At 61.5% G+C, this 18,921-nt stretch carries 18 protein-coding genes; 10 read left to right on the top strand and 8 right to left on the bottom strand.

Going from position 1 to position 18,921, the window contains the following annotated elements:
- Positions 1–52: 52 nt before the first annotated feature.
- Both SM765_RS10775 and trxB read right to left on the bottom strand, forming a co-directional pair.
- Positions 53–1,732: an adenylate/guanylate cyclase domain-containing protein gene (locus tag SM765_RS10775; protein WP_274835056.1), complete on the bottom strand. Its 1,680-nt coding sequence runs from the start codon at positions 1,730–1,732 to the stop codon at positions 53–55.
- A gap of 162 nt (positions 1,733–1,894) precedes the next feature.
- Positions 1,895–2,836: a thioredoxin-disulfide reductase gene (gene trxB / locus SM765_RS10770; protein ID WP_274837789.1), complete on the bottom strand. Its 942-nt coding sequence runs from the start codon at positions 2,834–2,836 to the stop codon at positions 1,895–1,897.
- 223 nt (positions 2,837–3,059) lie between these two features.
- Here trxB and SM765_RS10765 point away from each other — a divergent pair, with 223 nt between their 5' ends.
- A complete protein-coding gene (locus SM765_RS10765) occupies positions 3,060–3,560 on the top strand; it encodes an Lrp/AsnC family transcriptional regulator (RefSeq protein ID WP_065272905.1) in 501 nt (166 codons plus the stop codon).
- 43 nt (positions 3,561–3,603) lie between these two features.
- On the opposite strand, the gene SM765_RS10760 is transcribed toward SM765_RS10765, so the two are convergent.
- The 4 genes from SM765_RS10760 to lgt form a co-directional block, all read right to left on the bottom strand.
- A complete protein-coding gene (locus SM765_RS10760; protein ID WP_065272906.1) occupies positions 3,604–4,368 on the bottom strand; it encodes a Hint domain-containing protein in 765 nt (254 codons plus the stop codon).
- 623 nt (positions 4,369–4,991) lie between these two features.
- Positions 4,992–5,747: a peptidoglycan editing factor PgeF gene (gene pgeF / locus SM765_RS10755; RefSeq protein WP_274837787.1), complete on the bottom strand. Its 756-nt coding sequence runs from the start codon at positions 5,745–5,747 to the stop codon at positions 4,992–4,994.
- Positions 5,744–6,811 (bottom strand): class I SAM-dependent methyltransferase, encoded by a 1,068-nt coding sequence (locus tag SM765_RS10750; protein ID WP_274837786.1) that lies wholly within the window; start codon positions 6,809–6,811, stop codon positions 5,744–5,746. Before SM765_RS10750 ends, pgeF begins: the two co-directional genes overlap by 4 nt.
- A complete protein-coding gene (gene lgt / locus SM765_RS10745; protein WP_274837785.1) occupies positions 6,808–7,707 on the bottom strand; it encodes a prolipoprotein diacylglyceryl transferase in 900 nt (299 codons plus the stop codon). The genes SM765_RS10750 and lgt overlap by 4 nt, the downstream gene beginning before the upstream one ends.
- Before the next feature lie 97 nt (positions 7,708–7,804).
- Between lgt and SM765_RS10740 the strand changes: the two genes are divergently transcribed.
- From SM765_RS10740 to SM765_RS10720, 5 genes are all read left to right on the top strand, one after another.
- Positions 7,805–8,053, top strand: coding sequence for an accessory factor UbiK family protein (locus SM765_RS10740; protein WP_065272910.1), 249 nt, complete (start codon positions 7,805–7,807; stop codon positions 8,051–8,053).
- Positions 8,054–8,414: 361 nt separating this feature from the next.
- Entirely contained in the window at positions 8,415–8,915 is a 501-nt protein-coding gene (locus SM765_RS10735) for a type III secretion system chaperone family protein (RefSeq protein WP_065272911.1), read from the top strand.
- A 43-nt stretch (positions 8,916–8,958) separates the two neighbouring features.
- Positions 8,959–9,774, top strand: coding sequence for a pyrroline-5-carboxylate reductase (gene proC, locus SM765_RS10730; RefSeq protein ID WP_274835051.1), 816 nt, complete (start codon positions 8,959–8,961; stop codon positions 9,772–9,774).
- A complete protein-coding gene (locus tag SM765_RS10725; RefSeq protein ID WP_274832917.1) occupies positions 9,767–10,105 on the top strand; it encodes a tRNA-binding protein in 339 nt (112 codons plus the stop codon). Before proC ends, SM765_RS10725 begins: the two co-directional genes overlap by 8 nt.
- A 3-nt stretch (positions 10,106–10,108) precedes the next feature.
- Positions 10,109–11,059: a 2-hydroxyacid dehydrogenase gene (locus SM765_RS10720; RefSeq protein ID WP_274837784.1), complete on the top strand. Its 951-nt coding sequence runs from the start codon at positions 10,109–10,111 to the stop codon at positions 11,057–11,059.
- Between the two features lie 15 nt (positions 11,060–11,074).
- Here SM765_RS10720 and SM765_RS10715 read toward each other — a convergent pair whose 3' ends face one another.
- Positions 11,075–11,665, bottom strand: a complete 591-nt coding sequence (locus SM765_RS10715) for a thymidine kinase (protein WP_274832919.1) — start codon at positions 11,663–11,665, stop codon at positions 11,075–11,077.
- 437 nt (positions 11,666–12,102) lie between these two features.
- Between SM765_RS10715 and SM765_RS10710 the strand changes: the two genes are divergently transcribed.
- Positions 12,103–12,573: a hypothetical protein gene (locus SM765_RS10710; protein WP_065272916.1), complete on the top strand. Its 471-nt coding sequence runs from the start codon at positions 12,103–12,105 to the stop codon at positions 12,571–12,573.
- A 73-nt stretch (positions 12,574–12,646) separates the two neighbouring features.
- Here the strand turns inward: SM765_RS10710 and SM765_RS10705 are convergent, their stop codons facing one another.
- Positions 12,647–13,774, bottom strand: coding sequence for a beta-ketoacyl-ACP synthase III (locus SM765_RS10705; protein WP_274832920.1), 1,128 nt, complete (start codon positions 13,772–13,774; stop codon positions 12,647–12,649).
- Positions 13,775–14,000: 226 nt separating this feature from the next.
- Between SM765_RS10705 and SM765_RS10700 the strand changes: the two genes are divergently transcribed.
- From SM765_RS10700 to SM765_RS10690, 3 genes are read left to right on the top strand one after another with little or no spacing between them, the layout of a single operon-like run.
- Positions 14,001–14,480 (top strand): MarR family winged helix-turn-helix transcriptional regulator, encoded by a 480-nt coding sequence (locus SM765_RS10700; protein ID WP_274832921.1) that lies wholly within the window; start codon positions 14,001–14,003, stop codon positions 14,478–14,480.
- Positions 14,477–15,535: an efflux RND transporter periplasmic adaptor subunit gene (locus SM765_RS10695; protein ID WP_274832922.1), complete on the top strand. Its 1,059-nt coding sequence runs from the start codon at positions 14,477–14,479 to the stop codon at positions 15,533–15,535. Before SM765_RS10700 ends, SM765_RS10695 begins: the two co-directional genes overlap by 4 nt.
- A gap of 10 nt (positions 15,536–15,545) precedes the next feature.
- Complete coding sequence (locus SM765_RS10690; protein ID WP_065272920.1) at positions 15,546–18,587, top strand: efflux RND transporter permease subunit; 3,042 nt, start codon at positions 15,546–15,548, stop codon at positions 18,585–18,587.
- The last annotated feature ends 334 nt before the right edge of the window (positions 18,588–18,921 follow it).

Here is an 18,921-nt window from a genome sequence, read left to right as displayed (position 1 = left end):
CGCGTGGGCAATCATGGAACATCGTTCCGGTGTCTGAAGCTCCGGATTGGAATCAATTCGTTTGCGTGTCGAGCACTGTAAACAGATCCTCCGCCCGCAGGGTCGCAATCGCCGATACCGGTTCGGCGACGCCGCGCAGCTGGAACGATTGCAGCGCGCTCTCGGGGGCGGTAAAACCAGCTGCGTCCAGCACGGCGGCAGAGACCAGCAGTTCAACGCCCAGGGCTTTGGTCTCGGCCTCAAGCCTGCTGGCAGCATTGACGCTGTCGCCGATGATGGTGCGCGGGGCGTGATCGGCAGAGCCAATTTCGCCCTGAACAAGATCGCCCAGATGCAGGCCAATGCCGATCCGGACCGGCGGGCTGTCTTCTTCTTCCAGTCGCGCATTGAATGTCCGCAGCGCCGTACCAATCGCGGCCGCTGCATTCAGCGCCGCGCGGGCGGAATGAGCCGGGGAGGGGGCATCGAAGACCGCCAGCAGCCCATCGCCGAGGTATTTGTCCACGTGGCCGCCGGCCCCCGTGATCGCGGGTACGATGGCATCGAAGAACCGGTTCAGCAGGAACACTACATCATAAGGCAACTGACCTTCGGTACGGCTGGTAAAGCCGCGGATGTCGAGAAACAGGATGGCGAGCCTGCGTTCTTGCCCCTGGCTGGCGTGGGCCCGTGTGGTCCGCCCGTCGGGCCGGAACATGCGGCATACGGTCAGCGGTGCGGTAGGCCGGATCTGGCAGGCCAGCCGCATGGTACTGCTGGCCCGCACGGCGGCAAGGCTGCGCGCCTCAGAATCAGAAGGTGGATGCAGCGCATCCAATCCGTCTTCGACAACCACCCGGCAGGTGGTGCAACGCCCTTTGCCGCCGCAGAGAGAGGTATGAGGCACGCCGCTGGCGCGGGACATTTCCAAGAGGGTCAGCCCCTTTTCGGCGCTCACCACAGGACCGTTCACATAGGTGATCCGCACCGCCCGGCGCTTGCGCAATGCCTTTTGCAGCAGCACGGCGGTTCCGGTCAGCACAAGAAGCGCCAGAAACAGGCCGATCCAGAGATTTTCATTCTCTCGGAGGCTTATGAACGTCGGCTGGTCGGGCCAGTTGTAACTTGCCATCAGCGCCGCCCGCTGACTGCCCTCGACAAACAGATCGTAGATCCGGCGTCCCTCGCTCAACGCGCCGGCCAGGGCAAAGGTGGGGATGAAGACCGCGAGCCCGATCATATAAGTCTGTGTCCGGCGCCACCAGCGCGTCAGCCGCAGCCAGTAGTGCAGCCCCATGCAGCCATGGATCCATACGGCCAGCAACAGCAGCGCCTGCCACCAGATCGATGGCGAGTTCCACATCAGGACAAGGATGAAGCCCATCTCATCGTTGACGTTGTGAAGCTCATGCGCGTAGCGGGTGTAGGTAATGTGCCGCAACAGCTGCAATGGGATTAGAAGGCCAAGCCCCAGCTGCACCGCCTCGTTCCAGGTCATCCGCCAGCTGCGTCGCCGGGTCAGTTGCCACAGGGCTAGCCCGGCATGCAGGATCAGCGCGCTATAGAGAATGACACCGCCCAGCACACTGCGGGTGATGATCTGGCGAGCGCTCTGCATGGCCTCCACCGCCGCAGGAGAGAATAGCGCCAGGCCCAGGTTGATGAAGTGGAAGAACACATAGGTGAACAGGACCAGCCCGGTCACCATCCGGGTGCGGATTATCCAGTTGCCCTGCCACAGCACATGCGTCACCGGCTGCTCTCCCCCGTGTAGCCTGCGGTGACTGTGACGGGATGCCGCGATGCGGGTCAAGGCTCTGCAACAGGAAAGCCGCGCGCCCTGTGGGGGCGTGCGGCTGTTTTCGGCATCGGCTCCGGCCTGCGGCAGTATGGGCCGCCGGATGCCGGGATTGGCTTATTCCTGTTCGGCCAGGAACCGTTCGGCATCAAGGGCCGCCATGCAGCCCATCCCGGCAGAGGTCACGGCCTGACGGTATTTATGGTCGGTCAGATCGCCGGCTGCGAAAACACCGGGGACCGAGGTTTCGGTGGAGCCGGGCTTGACCTTCACATAGCCGCCATTGTGCAGTTCCAGCACATCCTTGACCAGTTCGGTTGCCGGGGCGTGGCCGATGGCGACAAAGACGCCCTTACAGGGGATTTCCGAGATTTCGCCGGTCTGCACGTTCTTGACCTTGACGCCTTCAACGCCGAGCGGCGCATCGGTGCCGACGACCTCTTCCAGCTGGTGGAACCACAGCGGTTCGATCTTGGGGTTCTTCAAGAGCCGGTCCTGCAGGATCTTTTCGGCGCGCAGCTCATCACGGCGGTGGATCAGCGTGACCTTGGAGGCGAAATTGGTCAGGAAAAGCGCCTCTTCAACGGCGGTATTGCCGCCGCCGATCACCACGATTTCCTGACCCCGGTAGAAAAAGCCGTCGCAGGTCGCGCAGGCAGAGACGCCAAAGCCCTTGAATTTGTCCTCGGTCGGCAGGCCCAGCCATTTCGCGCGGGCGCCGGTTGCCAGGATCACGGCATCGGCGGTGTAGGTGGTGCCGCTGTCGCCCTTGGCGGTAAAGGGACGCTGGCTGAGGTCCAGATCGGTGATGATGTCGCCGATGATCTCGCAGCCCATTTCCTTGGCATGATCCTGCATGCGCACCATCAGGTCCGGTCCCTGAACCTCGGTGTCGCCGGGCCAGTTTTCCACTTCGGTGGTGGTGGTCAGCTGGCCGCCCGGTTCGATGCCCTGCACCAGAATGGGTTCCAGCATCGCGCGGGAGGCATAGACCCCCGCAGTATATCCGGCCGGACCCGACCCGATGATCAGTACCTTGGTGTGACGCGTCTCGCTCATCTCATATCCCCAAATCCGCAGGTTGGCGGGCAATCCGCCGTCAGCCACAGGATATAGCGACAGACCAGAGGCGCTTAAACCCCCGGCATCACCTTCGTGACGCAGCTGTTATCCGAGGCAGCTTGATCTTGCGGAGGGCAAAGATTATTGCGGCGCAGTGAAATAATATTGCGCGCTTTCGCGGCGCTGATATAAGAAACGCAAACTGACGGGAGCTTCCACAATGGTCACTACACGCCTTGATCCGATCGATCGCAAGATTTTGTCGGAACTGCAGGCCGATGGGCGCATGACCAACGTAGAACTGGCCAAACGCGTCGGAATTTCGGCGCCGCCCTGCTTGCGCCGGGTGCGTGCATTGGAGGAAGCAGGCCTGATCCGGGGCTATCATGCCGAGGTCAACAGCCGGGAGCTTGGCTTTGAGGTTCAGGTCTTTGCCATGGTGGGGTTGGAAAGCCAGGCCGAGGCAGAGCTGAGCGCATTCGAGGAGAAATGCCGCGGTTGGCCGCTGGTGCGCGAGTGTCACATGCTGAATGGCGAGGTGGATTTCATCCTCAAATGCGTCTCACCCGATCTCAGCACTTTTCAGAGTTTCCTGACCGGAGAGTTGCTGACCACGCCGAACGTGGCAAGCGTCAAGACATCGTTGGTGATCCGCGGTGCCAAGGACGAGCCGGGCGTGCCGTTCGACGTTCTCGAAGACCGTCTGGCGCTGGAACCCTGACCGGACCTGCGCCGGGTCGCGAGCAGGGACGTCGGCGGGTTGTTCAGATGGCTGCGTCCGCGCGCTCAAAGGCCAGCGGGCCGAAATCCGCAATCGCATCTGCGTGGCTGAAAAGGTTGAGGAACAGCGTCTTGATCGGATAGCTGACCAGTTTCAACGCATTCGGCCCGGGATGATAGGTTTCAAATTCCAGCCCCCCCACCTGAATGACCGCGTGCTGCGGCAGGCAGAGATGGAACATATCAACCACGGTCGGCGGTGAGGTTTCAAAGATATTCATGCCGTCCTGAAAATCCTGAACCGGAGTCAGCAACTTCTTGTCACTTGCATCCCGGCGCATATGCGGCGGCGTGCACAGCAGCCGCGCGGCAGGACCGGCCACGACGCAGGACATGGGTTTTTGCATTCCAAAACTGTCAGCCATGAAGCTGGTCAGCGGATGGGTCTGTCCCTTGGAATCAGCGCGCGCTGGAACCAGGCTGGTGGAACCTTTCCAGATCAACGGCTGATATTCCCCGGTTTGCGTTGCGATCATGTCACCGGGCCAGAGGTCCTCAATGGCGACGGGGCCCATATCGGTCTGCACCAGCGTTCCGCGGGTAAAAGCACAAAAGGCGTTTTCGAACAGTGGCAGGGCTGGCGCGATGTGACGGGTTTCCGCGACGGTTCCGTTGGACAAAAGGGCGCTGACCTCGAACCGGCGCAACTGCGGTTTGGTGACCATGCGCAGCGCGGCGGGATCCTGAAGCAGGGCAGTGGCTTCGGCTGCCGATGCAGCGGCCTGGTGCAGCGAGTGAGGCGTGTTCATAGCGTCAGGGCCTTTCTCAATTCGACTTCGGAACCACAGCCCCGCGGCTGCGGGGCATTCGGACTGTTTGATCAGGCACCGTCGTTTTTTTGCACCTGCGCCGGACCGGAGTGCCGGACTGGGCGGGAGGGTGACCGCAAGAGTTTAAGCAAACCTCTACACGGAAGAACCCCGCGCCGCGCATCCTGCCCAGGCCGGTCTTTCTTTGCATTTTCTGAACACAGTGAAGACGTCCAGAGGCTGCAATCCGCCAGGAAGTAAAGGCAAGTTTTCCGCCCTAACTCAGGCGCTTTTCAGCGCCTTCGGGCCACTGCGGGTGCTGCGGCGGCGCTCTATTGACGCACGTCGCGCCACGCCGCGGTGCCAGGGCAATTTGCTTTTCTCGCTTTTGGCAGTTGCAACAATGGAAGCGATAAAACGGGTTCGTGCTGTCATTATTGCTCCTGCGGGGTCCATTCTGAACGATGTCTGTCTGAGCGCAGGTATCGGTAATCAATGCGACGTTATTGTGGCGCGGGCATGGAAAAGCCCCGGCAAAGCGGGGCCTGAGCGGTCACAATCCGGCTGCCGGGGATCTCCGGGAATTTTCAAAAGGGATCGGGGACGCGTGTGTTTTCTTTTTCCTACAGGCGGATACAAGCAATCAGCCTGCCATAATCAGCCTGTTTTTCGTGGGTGGCACGCCGATAGGAATAAAATCGCTTTGGATCGCTATAGGTGCAGTGGCCGGTCCATTCCGCCTCCGCAACCCCGGCGCTGCGCAGTTTATGCAGGCCAAGACCGGGCAGGTCGAACAGCAAGCGGTCGCCTTCGCCATTGGCAAAGAAGCGCGCGTTCTCCGGGTCCTCGGCCATGAAGTCGTCGAAGAACTCGGGGCCAACCTCATAGGCGCGCTGCGAAATGGTCGGGCCGATGACGGCAAGGATATTGCTGCAGGTTGCGCCCAGATCCACCATCGCCTCCACCGTCGCAGAGAGCACCCCGTCCAGCGCCCCGCGCCAGCCGGCATGGGCGGCGCCGATCACTCCGGCCTCGGGGTCAGCAAACAACACCGGCTGGCAATCTGCTGTCAGGATCGACAGGGCGACCCCGGGTGTGCGGGTAACCATGGCATCGGCTCTGTCCGGGCTGTCGCCAACCTCTTCGATTACCGCGACGTCGGGGGAATGCACCTGATTGACCCGGGCCAGCTTCTCCGGGGCGACCTCCATTGCGGCGGCGACGCGGGCGCGGTTCAGTTCGACCGCTTCACGCTGGTCCGAAGATCCAAGCCCGCAGTTCAGTCCCTCGAAAATGCCGGAGGACGCACCGCCCCGGCGGGTGAAAAACCCGTGCCGCACGGGGCCAAGAAGATCCGATGTCAGTATTTCCAGCGTCATGACTGAAGCCCCGGTGGTGGTGTCGCGTTGCCGGGGTAGAGACCCAGCACCTTGAACAGGTTTCCCATTTCCTCGGGGTGCGTCAACCGCCGATGTGCGGCGATCAAATTGTCGAGCGCATCGCCCTCTAGCGGTGCGGCAAGGGCGCGGGCGCGGTCGGTGATGCCCAGCCGCTCCAGAAACACGCCCTGCGGGGTCAGCCGCGTGGCCGCGCAGCCGTGCACCTGCGCCGCCTGTGTCAGAACCTCAAAATCCACATGGGTGGTCAGGTCTGCGCTGCCGGGTGCCTCCAGCGGATCACAGGGCGCATGATCGCGCAGCGCTTGCAGCGTGTCGCCAAGCGAGCGCCAATCGCCATAGTCCACGATCAGCGCCGCGCCACCATGCGCTGCGATACGTGTAGCAATTGCAGCGGTGATAGGGGCCGCGCCTTCGCAGAGTTCGACAAGGTCGCCCTCGCGGGTGTCCTCAAGCCGGTGGCTGAGCGCGGGCTGTTCGGTCACCGGGCCAAGGCCAAAGGTCAGCGTGCCGTTCTGCATGCCGATGCGTTTTTCGCGCCAGCCGCTGCCGTCGCGCAGGAACTGGCGCACGGGCAGGGCGTCAAAGAACTCATTGGCCACCAGAAACAACGGCTGCTGTGACAAGGTGTCGATGGTGTCGTGCCAGATTGGTTCAAACCCTGTCAGCGCCTTGGCCTGCGCCTCGCGCAGGGTGGGGGAGGCCTCTACCAGATGCAGCTCCAGCGCGGCGTGGAAACCGGGCACCGCGCGGGTGGCGCGCAACAGATCCGCCATCAGGGTGCCGCGGCCAGGGCCAAGCTCGGCCAGGGTGAACGGCGTGGGCGCGCCCTGATCTAGCCAGCTTTGCGCCAGACACAGGCCCAGCAGTTCACCGAACATCTGGCTGATTTCCGGCGCCGTGGTGAAATCCCCGGCAGCGCCCAGCGGATCACGGGTGGTATAATAGCCAAAACGGGGATTCAGCAGGCATTCGGCCATGTAATCGGCCAGGCTCATCGGCCCGTCGACATCGATGCGGGCAATCAGGTGATCCAGCAGGCTCATGCCGTGATCCTCTGGCGGCGCAGGGCGGCGATGGCAAAGACTAGCCCCAGCGCGATCATCGGCAGCGACAGAAGCTGTCCCATGGTCAGCCCGTAGCCGCCGACATGCCAGGCAAGGCCGAGCGGATTGCCGGGGGTCACGAACTGCGCGTCGGGCTGACGGGCGAATTCCACCAGGAACCGCGCCATGCCATAGCCCGCCAGAAACAGCCCCAGCACCAATCCGGGCCGGTGAAAGGCCCTACACCGCCAGACCATCCAGAGCAGCAATGTCGCTAGCAGCGCGCCTTCCAGTAGCGCCTCATAAAGCTGCGACGGGTGCCGCGCGCAAATCTCGCCCAGGGCCTGCCCACAGTCTTGCGCGGCCTGTCCCGGAAAGGCGACGCCCCAGGGCAGATCCGTTGGTCGCCCCCAGAGTTCCGCATTGATGAAATTGGCCAGCCGTCCCAGCATCAGCCCGGGCGGCACGCTGACGGCCACCAGATCGGCCATCTGCAGCCGGGGTACACCGTGGCGCAGCGCAAAGATCCAGGCCGCCAGCACCACGCCGATCAGCCCGCCGTGAAAGGCCATGCCGCCTTCCCAGATCCGCAGGATCGCGGCCGGGTTGGAGAGGTAGTATCCCGGCTGGTAGAACAAAACGAACCCCAGCCGCCCGCCAAGGATCACGCCAATGATGATCCAAGTCAGCAGATCCTCAACCTGCTGCGGGCGCAGCGGTGGCTGGCTCGCGGGCCAGAGTGCGGGCTGTCGCAGAGCCGCCACTGCCAGCCGCCAGGCGATCAGGATCCCGACGATATAGGCCAGCGCGTACCAGCGCAGCGCGAACTCAAAAGTTCCGATGGTGATCGAGAAGATTTCGGGCGACAGGTCGGGGAATTGGATCATTGCGTGCATGTGCGACTGAATGCCTTTGCTCTGGAAGGGAAGTCAACGGCTTGCCCGCGGCCCTTTGGTTGCCCATATAGGGCATAAGCCTGATACGGAGAAGACGATGCAGAGCCGCAACAAGATCCTCGACGATATTTCCCAGCTGATGACCAATGCCATGGGTGTGGCCCACGGCGCCCGCGAAGAAGCTGAAACCGCGATGAAGAGCATGATCGACCGCTGGCTGGCCGACCGTGATTTCGTGACACGCGAAGAATTTGACGCGGTGCGCGCCATGGCGCAGAAGGCCCGCGAAGAAAACGAAGCGCTGAAAGCCCGCCTTGATGCGCTTGAGGCCTCTGCCAAAAACTGAAGACTGAAGATTAAAGACCGGACCCATCCAGAATATGCATGTGCCTGCGCGGGCGAAAAGCCCGCTTGGGTCCGGTGCAGGCGGCACGTCCCGGCAGTGACGGCCAAATAACGCGGCGCCCTAATTGGGCCGCCTGATTTGCGCCGGGGACCTTATCCACAGCTTTGCCGATATTTTGGGTGGCTTTCCGCTTCATCCACAACTTATTGCAGATATCCCCAAATAAAGGGTTGCCAGCGCCTATCCGGGTGTCCACCATATCTAGTATGGGAGCGGGGATGCCTCCCCGGTCCTTTGAGCGCAAAGCTAGCTCTAGCGGACCCGAAGAGGTGCGTATGCTAGATACCAGAGAGGTGGCATCATGGCCCTATCCGAGCATCATCTGGAAGACGACATCCACCCCATAGACATCGTTGAGAACGTTGCCTCCCATCATGACTGGGATTTTGACCGGATCGGCGATGATCAGATCGCCATGGCCGTCGAGGGGCAATGGCGCACCTATTCGGTAACCTTGGCCTGGTCGGGATACGAGGAAACCCTGCGGCTGGTGTGTAGTTTCGAAATGGATCCGCCTGAGGACAAGCTGCCGCTGCTGTATGACCTTCTCAACCGGATGAACGATCAGTGCTGGGCAGGGGCCTTTACCTATTGGGCCGAGCACAAGCTGATGCTTTATCGTTATGGCCTGATCCTGTCGGGCGGCCAATCGGCCAGCGCCGAGCAGATCGACGCGATGATCCAGGCCGCTGTGTCGAATTGCGAGCGTTACTACCCGGCCATTCAGCTGACCACCTGGGCCGGGCGCACGCCTCAGGAATCTCTTCAGGTCGCCATTGCAGAGGCTTATGGCCGCGCGTAAACCTGTGCCCTGAAACTGATGTAACAGCACAGGGGCAGGGACAATGGACATGACGGATATCGCGGATCGCGGGCTGGTCCTTTTGGGATGCGGCAAGATGGGCTCGGCGATGTTGGCCGGGTGGTTGGACGGCGGATTGCCCGCGTCGTCGGTCTGGGTTCTGGATCCCTATCCTTCGGACTGGCTGAAACGGACCGGCGTGACCATCAACGGCGGCCTGCCGCAGAGCCCGGCCATCGTATTGATCGCGGTAAAGCCACAGATGATGGGCGATGCGCTGCCGGGGCTTCAGGCGCTGGGCAATGGCGATACCCTGTTCATCTCGGTTGCCGCCGGCATCTCATGTGCCAGCTACGAGGCGATGCTGGGAGAGAAGACCCCCATCGTGCGCGCCATGCCCAACACACCCGCCGCCATCGGGCGCGGCATCACTGCCCTGATCGGCAACGGGCGCAGCAGCGGCGCCGATATGGATCTGGCCGAAACCCTCTTGTCCGCGATCGGTCAGACGGTGCGGCTGCAATCCGAGGATCAGATGGATGCGGTCACCGGCGTCAGCGGCTCCGGGCCTGCCTATGTGTTCCACCTGATCGAAACACTGGCCGCCGCAGGTGAGGCGCAGGGGCTGCCCGCCGATCTGGCGATGAAATTGGCCAAGGCCACCGTGGCGGGCGCAGGGGCGCTGGCCGAGGCGGCCGCGGAAGATCCCGCCCAGTTGCGGGTGAACGTGACCAGCCCCAATGGCACCACCCAGGCGGCGCTTGAGGTGCTGATGGACAAGGACAGCGGTTTCCCGCCCCTGCTGAACCAGGCTGTTGCGGCTGCTGCAAACCGATCCAAGGAGCTGTCCGGTGGCTGAGATTTCCTTTGATGATTTCCTGAAGGTCGATATCCGCGTCGGCACCGTGGTGCGGGCCGAACCCTATCCCGAAGCCCGCAAACCGGCGATCAAGATGTGGATCGATTTCGGCGATGAGATCGGTGAGAAGAAAACCTCGGCCCAGGTGACCGCGCATTACACGCCGGAAATGCTTGTGGGAAAACAGGTTGTGGCGGTGGTCAATTTCCCGCCGCGCCAGATCGGCAAGTTCATGTCCGAGGTTCTGGTGCTTGGCCTGCCGGATGAGGCCGGGGAGATCCGGCTGATCGGGCCGGATGGTCCGGTGCCGCTGGGCGGAAGGATGCACTGAGCGATGAAACTTTGGATTACCCGGCCGATGACAGCGGCTGTCGAGGCCCGCGCGCGGGAAGAGTTCGATGTGGATATCCGCCCCGATACGGGCGTGCTTAGCCGCGCGGAAATGCAGCGTGCCTTGCGGGATTATGACGTGGTCATGCCGACGCTGGGCGACCGGTTCGATGCCGAGATCTTTGCCGCGGTGCCTGCGCCGCGGTGTCGGCTGCTGGCGAATTTCGGCGTTGGCTACAACCATATTGACGTAGAGGCCGCCCGGGCCGCCGGTGTTGCTGTGACAAACACGCCGGGCGCGGTCACCGATGCGACTGCCGATATCGCGATGACCTTGCTGCTGATGTCGGCCCGCCGCGCAGGCGAGGGGGAGCGGCTCGTGCGCGATGGCAGCTGGGAAGGCTGGCACCCGACCCAGATGCTCGGTCAGCATGTTACGGGCAAAACCGTCGGCATCGTCGGCCTTGGCCGCATCGGGGCTGCCATCGGGCAGCGCTGCCATTTCGGATTTGGCATGAAGGTCCTCTACACCGCCCGCAGCGACAAGGATCCGGGTTTCCCTGTCTCCCGTTGCGCCAACCTGTCAGAGATGGCCGCGCAGGTCGATTTCCTGGTGGTTGCCGTGCCCGGTGGCGCCGACACCCGGCATATGGTGGATGAAGCGGTGCTTGCGGCGATGCAGCCTCACGCGCATCTGATCAATATCGCCCGCGGCGAGATCGTGAAGGAAGCGGCCCTGATCACCGCCTTGCAAGAGCAGCGCATCGCCGGGGCAGGCCTAGATGTCTATGAATTCGAACCCGAGGTGCCTGAGGCGCTGCGCGCGCTTGATAGCGTCACCCTGCTGCCGCATCTGGGCACGGCCACCGAAGAGGTGCGCAGCAACATGGGGCATATGGTGCTGGACAATGTCGCGGCCTTCATCGCCGGGCAGAAACTGCCCAACCCCGTCTGAGCCACTCGGGGACGGTCAGGCTTTTGAGCCGTCCCCAACCGCTTCGCGCCAGTGACGGCGGCAGAGCGAGACATAAGTTTCATTGCCGCCGATCTGCACCTGATCACCCGTGGTGATCGCACGGCCCTGATCGTCCTGTCGGATCACCATGGTGGCCTTCTTGCCGCAATGGCAGATGGTTCGCACCTCGCGCATTTCATCGGCTAGCGCCAAGAGGGTGGCGGATCCGGGAAACAGGTTGCCCTGAAAATCTACCCGCAGCCCGTAGCACAGAACCGGCACCCCCAGATCATCGACCACACGGGCCAGTTGCCAGACCTGATCTGGCGACAGGAATTGTGCTTCGTCCACAAAAATACTGGCAACGCTGCCTCGTGACAGGCGTAATTTGATTTTTGCGAACAGGTCCTCGCCCGCACTGAACACATCGGCCTCGGCGCTGATGCCAATCCGCGAAGCAATCCAGCCCTTGCCTGCCCGATCATCGACACGTGCGGTCAGAAGGTAGGTGTCCATGTTGTTTTCGCGGTAGTTGTGCGAGGCCTGAAGCAGCACGGCGGATTTACCGGCATTCATGGTGGAGTAGTTGAAATAGAGCTTTGCCATGCGTGCGGTTTACCCTTTGGCAATGGCTGAGTGAACCGCAAAATAATCCCGGATCGTGGGGATGCAGAGGGCAGTGCGGATCACAGGATTCGAACCCTGATGTCTAAAATACGCCCCCCCACAGCAGCCCGTCCAGTCCGGGTCGAAATAGACCCTAGGGATGGATACAGGCACGCGCCACTGGGGAGGACGCCTAAAGAAGGATATGTCGTACACCCGAAACGGATGCTTGACCTCTCCCACTCATATTGAAGCGCAACCTCACTCACAAAGTCTGCTTCAACCCCAAACAAAGATGCACAATAGCATCTGGGCCACTCGTTAAATCCCTGAAAACCCAAGGGATGGCGCTAGTATTGCAATTCGTTTAAAAGGACTTCATGGGAAATTAACAAGTTCATTCCCCGCCCCGCGGCGGCTTATGAGGCAAGATTTACATGGCAGAGATCGGCAGGTACCTGAAAAAGCATACCGAAGCGCTGGTTAAGGACGTTGGCATAGAGGCCGCCTGTCAGATTACAGGCAAGTCCAAGGCGACATTGGGTCGTTACTATTCAGACAATGCCGAACATACGGAACGGTTCATGCCGGTAGATTCCGTGGCCAAGCTGGAGGGGGCTGCTTCTTTTCCGCATGTGACCTCGGCGCTCGCGGATCTGAAGAATATCACGCTGTCCTATAATCACTCCGACGATTCGGGCGTGGAAAGTGTCGGGCGCACAGGCGGGGTGAATGCCGACGTGATCGCGCTGAGCCAGCGGTTTGCAACCCTGATGAGCGAATATCAGGAAGCCATCGCTGATGGCATCATCACCGTCAATGAGGCCAAGCGCTTGCTGCGGGAAACGGTCCTGTTGCAGCAGGTCCTTCTGGATATGAAATTGCATCTCGAAGAAGAGAGCAACTGACGCTCTCGGACGTTCATTGCGGGGCAGTAGTCCCGCTGGTAGGCCCCGACGGACTGCGGGGCCTTTTCCGTTTTCAGCCCATATGGCGGCGCAGGATCGCCGAGCCGACCGAATAGCCGGCGCCGAAGGAACAGATCAGGCCAATTTCCTGGTCGGCCATGTCATCGGAATTCTGCGCAAAGGCGATGATCGAGCCTGCCGATGATGTATTGGCATAGTCTTGCAGGATATTGGGCTGTTCGCCGGGTTCGGGGGTGCGGCCCAGAACCTTTTTGCCGATGAAATCATTCATCGCCTTGTTCGCCTGATGCAGCCACAGGCGCTTCAGGTCATCATTGGCGATGCCACTGTCAGCCAGATGGGTGCTGATGTGCTCGCTGACCATGGGCAGCACTTCCTTGAACACCTTGCGGCCATTCTGCATGAACTGCATGTCGCGGCGGTCCGCGACCCCGTCGGGGCGCGAGCGGCGCAAGAAGCCGTTGTTGTTTCGGATATTGTTGGAAAATTCGGTGGCACAGCGGGTCGATAGGATTTCGAAATACGGCCCCTTGGCGTCTTCGATCCGTTCGACCAGGGTTGCGGTCGCCACATCGCCAAAGATGAAGTGGCAGTCACGGTCGCGCCACTCCAGATGCCCCGAGCAGATTTCGGGGTTTACCACCAGCGCCGAGCGGATGCTGCCAGAGCGGATCATATCCGCGGCCACCTGCAGGCCAAACGTGGCCGAGGAACAGGCGACGTTCATGTCGAAGGCAAATCCGTCGATGCCGAGGAGTTTCTGGATCTCGATTGCCACCGCGGGGTAGGGGCGTTCCATATTGGAGGCCGCACAGATCACGGCGTCTACGTCGCCCGCGGTCTTGCCAGCCTGTGCCAGAGCCTTGGTCGCCGCATCGACGGCCATTTCCGCCATAATGCCCGGTTCGTCATCGCTGCGCTGGCGCAGCAGCGGGTGCATGACCTCGGGGTCGAGAATTCCCGTCTTGTCCATCACATAGCGCTGCTCGATGCCAGAGGCCTTGACGATGAACTCTTCCGAGGAGTGCTGCATCGGGGCCATTTCGCCCGCTGCGATGGCCTCGGCGTTCTTTTCGTTCATGCGGTCGGCGTAGGCATTGAACGCCACGACCAGCTCGGCATTGGTGATGATCTGAGACGGGGTGAAGACCCCGGTGCCGGTTATGGCGGCTGTGTGCATGGTAACGGATCCCGAGTTCGCAAAGTGCCGTATATCTGGGCATTTTGCGTGCGGAAGGTCAAGGTCAGCCGCAAGCTGCCGCAGGGGCAAGCAGGAACAGTGGGGCAGTGTTCGGGGAATGTGAACTTCTTCACATGAAAAGTTCATTCGCTGAAGTAATCTGCTGCGAATCCCGCACCACGGCGATCCGCTGGTGCACACCCTCTTTGCAACCGGGCCTGGCCTTATGACCGATGACACCTTGCAGCTATCGCCGGAGATCCGGTCTCTGATGGGCGTTTATGCGCTCTACTGGATGCTGGACGATGCGGTTGAGCGTATGGATCAGGCGCCACGGATCGGGCGGTTGGAAAGCCGGATCCTGATCCGGCTGGACCGGCCCCGGCGCATGGGGGCGCTGGCACAACTGTTGCTGACTGGCCCCCCGTCCGTCACCGCGGCAGCGGATCGGCTTGAGGAGATGGGTCTTGTGCAGCGGCTGCCCGATCCGGACGACCGGCGGGCGCTGTTGCTGCATCTGACCGACCAGGGCCGCACCGTCCGAAGCCAGCTGGACGAGGAGGCCCGCCGACTGTTCCGCCAGGTCTCTGGCCTTTCAACGGACGAGATCGCGCAGTTCGCGGCGCTATGTGAAAAAATACATGATACGAGTACAGGAAACGGCGCCCCGCTGGGATGCCCGGATCCGAAAGGAGACAAAGAATGAAAATCTTCCACCGAGTGTCACGGCTGATCCTGCCCGCGCTCGCCCTCTCGGCCCTGGTGCAGGCAGGGCCGCTGGCGGCGCAAGAGACGGCCAAACCGGTCAAGCTGCTGAAAACGCAGGCGGGCAGCGTGTTGGTTGAGCGCCAGTTCTTTGGTCAGGTGGCGGCGAAACAATCCGTCGACCTTGCCTTTCAGGTGGGCGGTCAGGTGCTGGAGTTTCCGGTGGCGCAGGGCACCGTGGTGCCCGAAGGGCAGCTTGTTGCGCAACTGGACCTGGAACCTTTTGAGCTGAAACTGGAACAGGCCCGGCTGCAAAAGGCGCAGGCGGACCGAACGGTGGCACGGATGGAGAAACTGACCGGGACGGTCAGCCAGGTGTCCATCGATGATGCGGAAACCCAGGCTGGTCTGGCCGGGGTCGCCCTGCGGGATGCGGAATACGCCTTGCAGCATGCGACGCTGACGGCGCCCTTCGATGCGCTGGTCTCCAGCCGCGAGGTCGAGAAATTCACCACGGTCAGCGCCGGGACGCCCATCGTCCGGCTGCACGATATGTCTGAACTGCACATCAAGGTGGATGTGCCTGAAATCCTGTTTCAGCAGGCAAATGCAGATGAAAAGGTCGATATCACGGCCTCCTTCCCGGGCTGGGACGCCACCTATCCGGTTGAAATCCTCGAATTCGATGCCGAGGCCAGCAGCGTTGGGCAGACCTACCGGGTGACCTTCCGTCTGGCGCCTCCTAAGGATCGGCAGATCCTGCCCGGGGCCTCGGTTTCGGTGCGGGTGCTGGTCAATACCGGTGCTGCGGCGATCCGCCTGCCGGCAACGGCCATCGTGGTGTCCCCCGAAGGGCAGACTGGTGTGATGGTCTTTAGCCCCACCGGGGCCGACAATGGCACGGTCGCCTGGCGGCCTGTCACTGTGACGCCGACGCAGGATGGCGATTTCACCGTCACCGAAGGTCTGACTGGCGGTGAAGAGGTGGTTCTGGCGGGCGGCACCGCCCTGTCGGACGGGCAGGCGGTACGCCGCTTTGCCGGTTTCGCGAACTGAGGGCGGGCAGATGGATATTGCACGCGGCTCAATCGAAAAACCGCTTTATACATGGCTGATCATGTTGATCGCCCTATTCGGGGGCATCTGGGGTTTCCTGTCGCTGGGACGGCTTGAGGATCCGGCCTTTACCATCAAACAGGCTGTCATCGTGACCCAGTATCAGGGCGCCACGGCAGAGCAGGTGGCGCTGGAGGTCTCTGAACCGCTGGAGTCTGCGATCCAGAAAATGGCCGAGGTCGATATCATCACCTCGATCAACCAGCCGGGCCAATCCCTGATCGAAGTTGAAATCAAATCGACCTATGACGGCAGCGAGCTTCCCGCAGTCTGGACCAAACTACGCGCGAAGATCCGCGATGCGGCCCTGTCCCTGCCCGAAGGCACCAGTCAGCCCTTCGTGAACGATGCCTTCGGCGATGTGTTCGGCCTGTTCTATGCCGTCACCGCAGACGGGTTCAGCGATGCGGAAAAGCATGAACTGGCAACTTTCCTGCGGCGGGAGCTGCTAACGGTTGATGGGGTTGCCGATGTGGATGTCTCCGGCCTGCCGGACGAAGCGATCTATGTCGAACCCGACCTGCCGATTTCGGTCAACTTGAATGTACCACTGACGGCGATTGCCAATGCCATCGCCACCTCCAACTCGGTTCGCCCGGCGGGCAAACTGGATGCGGGCGATGCCGACACCCGGCTTTTGGCGCCGCAAGGATCGGACAGTGTTTCGGAAATCGCCGGTCTTTCTGTTGGGGTACAGGGCGAGGTGATCAACGTGATCGACATGGCCAAGGTCCACCGCGGCCGGGTTGCTGATCCCGATCTGATCGTGCGCTACAACGGGGCCGAGGCCTTTACTCTTGGGGTGGCCGGTATCGCGTCGGAAAACATCGTGGATGTGGGCAAGAACGTCGATGCCAAGCTGGCGCAGCTGGACAGTGACATCCCCTACGGCGTGTCGCTGCAGCCGATCTATCAGCAGCACGTGGTGGTCGAGCAAGCCTCGAATGACTTCCTGGTGAACCTGGCGATGTCCGTCGCCATCGTGGTTGTGGTTCTGGCGCTGTTCATGGGCATGCGCGCGGCCATTGTCGTTGGCGTGACCTTGCTGCTGACCGTGGTCGGGACGCTCTTGTTCATGAACCTTTTCAGCATCGAGATGGAGCGGATTTCCCTGGGCGCGCTGATCATTGCCATGGGGATGCTGGTGGACAATGCCATCGTGGTTGCCGAGGGCATGCAGATCTCGATGCTGCGAGGCAAGAACTCGCGCGAGGCCGCGCATGAGGCCGCCAGCAAGACGCAGATCCCGCTTCTGGGCGCGACTGTCATCGGGATCATGGCCTTTGCAGGTATCGGCCTCAGCCCGGATTCCACCGGTGAATTCCTCTTCTCGCTGTTTGCGGTGATCGGCATTTCACTGCTGCTGAGCTGGCTTCTGGCGCTGACGGTGACGCCGTTGCTGGGGCATTATTTCTTCAAACGCGGCACCGGTGGCGGTGGTGACGAATACGGCGGGCTGATTTTCCGCGCCTATGGCGCCAGCCTGCGTCTGGCACTGAAACTGCGCTGGCTGGTGGTGGTAGGGCTGATCGCCCTGACGACCGTGTGTTACATAGGCTTTGGACAGGTCAAACAGGCGTTCTTTCCCGACTCCAACACGCCTCTGTTCTTCGTGCATCTGAAACTGCCGCAGGGCACCTCGATCCACACCACTTCGGCGCAGCTGCAACGGGTCGAAGACTGGCTGGCCGAGCGTCCCGACGTGGAATCGACCGCAGCCTTTGTGGGGCAGGGGGCGACCCGTTTCATGCTGACCTATTCGGCGGAAAAGGCGAACCCCAGCTATGGCCACCTGATCATCCGCGCGAGCAGCCTGCAGGAAATCCCGGCGCTTCAGGCCGATCTTGAGGCCTTTGGGCGCAGCAATTTCCCCGAGGCGGAATTCCGCACCAAACGTCTGGTCTTTGGCCCAGGCGGCGGTGATCCCGTTCAGGTTCGTTTCTCGGGTCCCGATCCGGCGGTTCTGCGCCAGCTGGGGGAGGAAGCCATGGTTCGGCTAAAAGACGGCTCTGACAGTATCCTGAGCGTGCGGCACAATTGGCGTGAACAGGAACTGGTGCTGGAGCCGATCTATGCTACAGACCGGGCACAGACGGCGGGGATTACCCGCGAGGATATCGCGGGCACCTTGCAGTTCTCCACCGACGGGGTGACGGCGGGCATGTTCCGTGAACGCGACCGGCAGATCCCGATCATCCTGCGCAGATCGCCGGAGGATCAGTTCAACATCATGGATCAGCTGGTCTTCTCCACCTCGTCGAACCGTTTCATGCCTCTGGAACAGATGATCGACGGGGTCGAGATCAAGGTGCAGAACACGCTGATGCATCGCCGCGACCGGGTGTTTACCCTGACCGTGGGGGCGGATATCGCGCCGGACGTCACTGCTGCGACAGTGTTCAAGGAGGTGCAGAACAGCATCGAGGAGATCGCCCTGCCGCCGGGCTACCGGATGGAATGGGGAGGGGAGCACGAGAGCTCGGCCGACGCCAACAAGAGCCTTGGCGCGCAGCTTCCGGTGTCCCTGCTGATCATGGTGCTGATCTCGGTCCTGCTGTTCAACGCGATCCGTCAGCCGGTGATCATCTGGTTGCTGGTGCCGATGTCGGTCAACGGCGTGGTCATCGGGCTTCTGGGCACTGGTCTGCCCTTTACCTTTACCGCGCTTCTTGGGCTCCTCAGCCTGTCGGGCATGCTGATCAAGAACGGCATCGTCCTGGTCGAGGAAATCGATCTGGTGCGCGCCGAAGGGCGGCCGCTGCGCGAGGCGATTGTCGAGGCGTCGGTGTCGCGTTTGCGTCCGGTGATGCTGGCCGCGATCACCACGATCCTTGGCATGGCGCCCCTGCTGAGCGATGCTTTCTTCGTGTCGATGGCGATCACGATTATGGGCGGTCTGGCTTTTGCCACCGTGCTGACGCTGGTGGCGGCGCCGGTGTTCTACCTGATCTTCTTTGCACGCGATGAAAAACGGGAAGCCTCTGCAGCCTGACCTGACGGTCGGGTACCAAACTCAAAAGGCCCCGGATATTTCTGGGGCCTTTTTGCATCTGCGCGGATCGCACCGGTTGTGCAGCGTCAGATCAGCGGCACGAAGGGCACATCGCAGGCACTGAGTGTCATCAGGGTCAGAAGAGTGATCATCACGCGCATTTTGGCGCTCCTTTGGTTTTGCTGCTCGATTACGGCAGCTGACCCCAAAGCGCCGCACAGGTCAAACCTTTCTCCGTGCCGCAGAGAGCCGACGGTGCTGCGGCATGATGTCTTTAAAATGCTCCGCTAACCCGTTGTTCAATACTTTTGTTAAGAATGATATTCTGAACAGA

The sequence above is a fragment of the Pseudophaeobacter sp. 1A09344 genome (genome assembly GCF_041008745.1).
Taxonomy (GTDB): domain Bacteria; phylum Pseudomonadota; class Alphaproteobacteria; order Rhodobacterales; family Rhodobacteraceae; genus Phycobacter; species Phycobacter gallaeciensis_A.
Note: the sequence above shows the minus strand (reverse complement) of the source record. Positions and strands in the feature narration are given on the sequence as shown.

What these genes read in the sequence shown, in the direction of transcription:
- SM765_RS10760 (WP_065272906.1), bottom strand. Translation starts at nt 4,368, where the DNA reads ATGAACACGCCTCACTCGCTGCACCAGGCCGCTGCATCGGCAGCCGAA.
- SM765_RS10690 (WP_065272920.1), top strand. Translation starts at nt 15,546, where the DNA reads ATGGATATTGCACGCGGCTCAATCGAAAAACCGCTTTATACATGGCTG.
- SM765_RS10720 (WP_274837784.1), top strand. Translation starts at nt 10,109, where the DNA reads ATGAAACTTTGGATTACCCGGCCGATGACAGCGGCTGTCGAGGCCCGC.
- SM765_RS10750 (WP_274837786.1), bottom strand. Translation starts at nt 6,811, where the DNA reads ATGAGCCTGCTGGATCACCTGATTGCCCGCATCGATGTCGACGGGCCG.
- trxB (WP_274837789.1), bottom strand. Translation starts at nt 2,836, where the DNA reads ATGAGCGAGACGCGTCACACCAAGGTACTGATCATCGGGTCGGGTCCG.
- SM765_RS10740 (WP_065272910.1), top strand. Translation starts at nt 7,805, where the DNA reads ATGCAGAGCCGCAACAAGATCCTCGACGATATTTCCCAGCTGATGACC.
- SM765_RS10765 (WP_065272905.1), top strand. Translation starts at nt 3,060, where the DNA reads ATGGTCACTACACGCCTTGATCCGATCGATCGCAAGATTTTGTCGGAA.
- SM765_RS10710 (WP_065272916.1), top strand. Translation starts at nt 12,103, where the DNA reads ATGGCAGAGATCGGCAGGTACCTGAAAAAGCATACCGAAGCGCTGGTT.
- pgeF (WP_274837787.1), bottom strand. Translation starts at nt 5,747, where the DNA reads ATGACGCTGGAAATACTGACATCGGATCTTCTTGGCCCCGTGCGGCAC.
- SM765_RS10715 (WP_274832919.1), bottom strand. Translation starts at nt 11,665, where the DNA reads ATGGCAAAGCTCTATTTCAACTACTCCACCATGAATGCCGGTAAATCC.
- SM765_RS10735 (WP_065272911.1), top strand. Translation starts at nt 8,415, where the DNA reads ATGGCCCTATCCGAGCATCATCTGGAAGACGACATCCACCCCATAGAC.
- proC (WP_274835051.1), top strand. Translation starts at nt 8,959, where the DNA reads ATGGACATGACGGATATCGCGGATCGCGGGCTGGTCCTTTTGGGATGC.
- SM765_RS10695 (WP_274832922.1), top strand. Translation starts at nt 14,477, where the DNA reads ATGAAAATCTTCCACCGAGTGTCACGGCTGATCCTGCCCGCGCTCGCC.
- SM765_RS10700 (WP_274832921.1), top strand. Translation starts at nt 14,001, where the DNA reads ATGACCGATGACACCTTGCAGCTATCGCCGGAGATCCGGTCTCTGATG.
- lgt (WP_274837785.1), bottom strand. Translation starts at nt 7,707, where the DNA reads ATGCACGCAATGATCCAATTCCCCGACCTGTCGCCCGAAATCTTCTCG.
- SM765_RS10705 (WP_274832920.1), bottom strand. Translation starts at nt 13,774, where the DNA reads ATGCACACAGCCGCCATAACCGGCACCGGGGTCTTCACCCCGTCTCAG.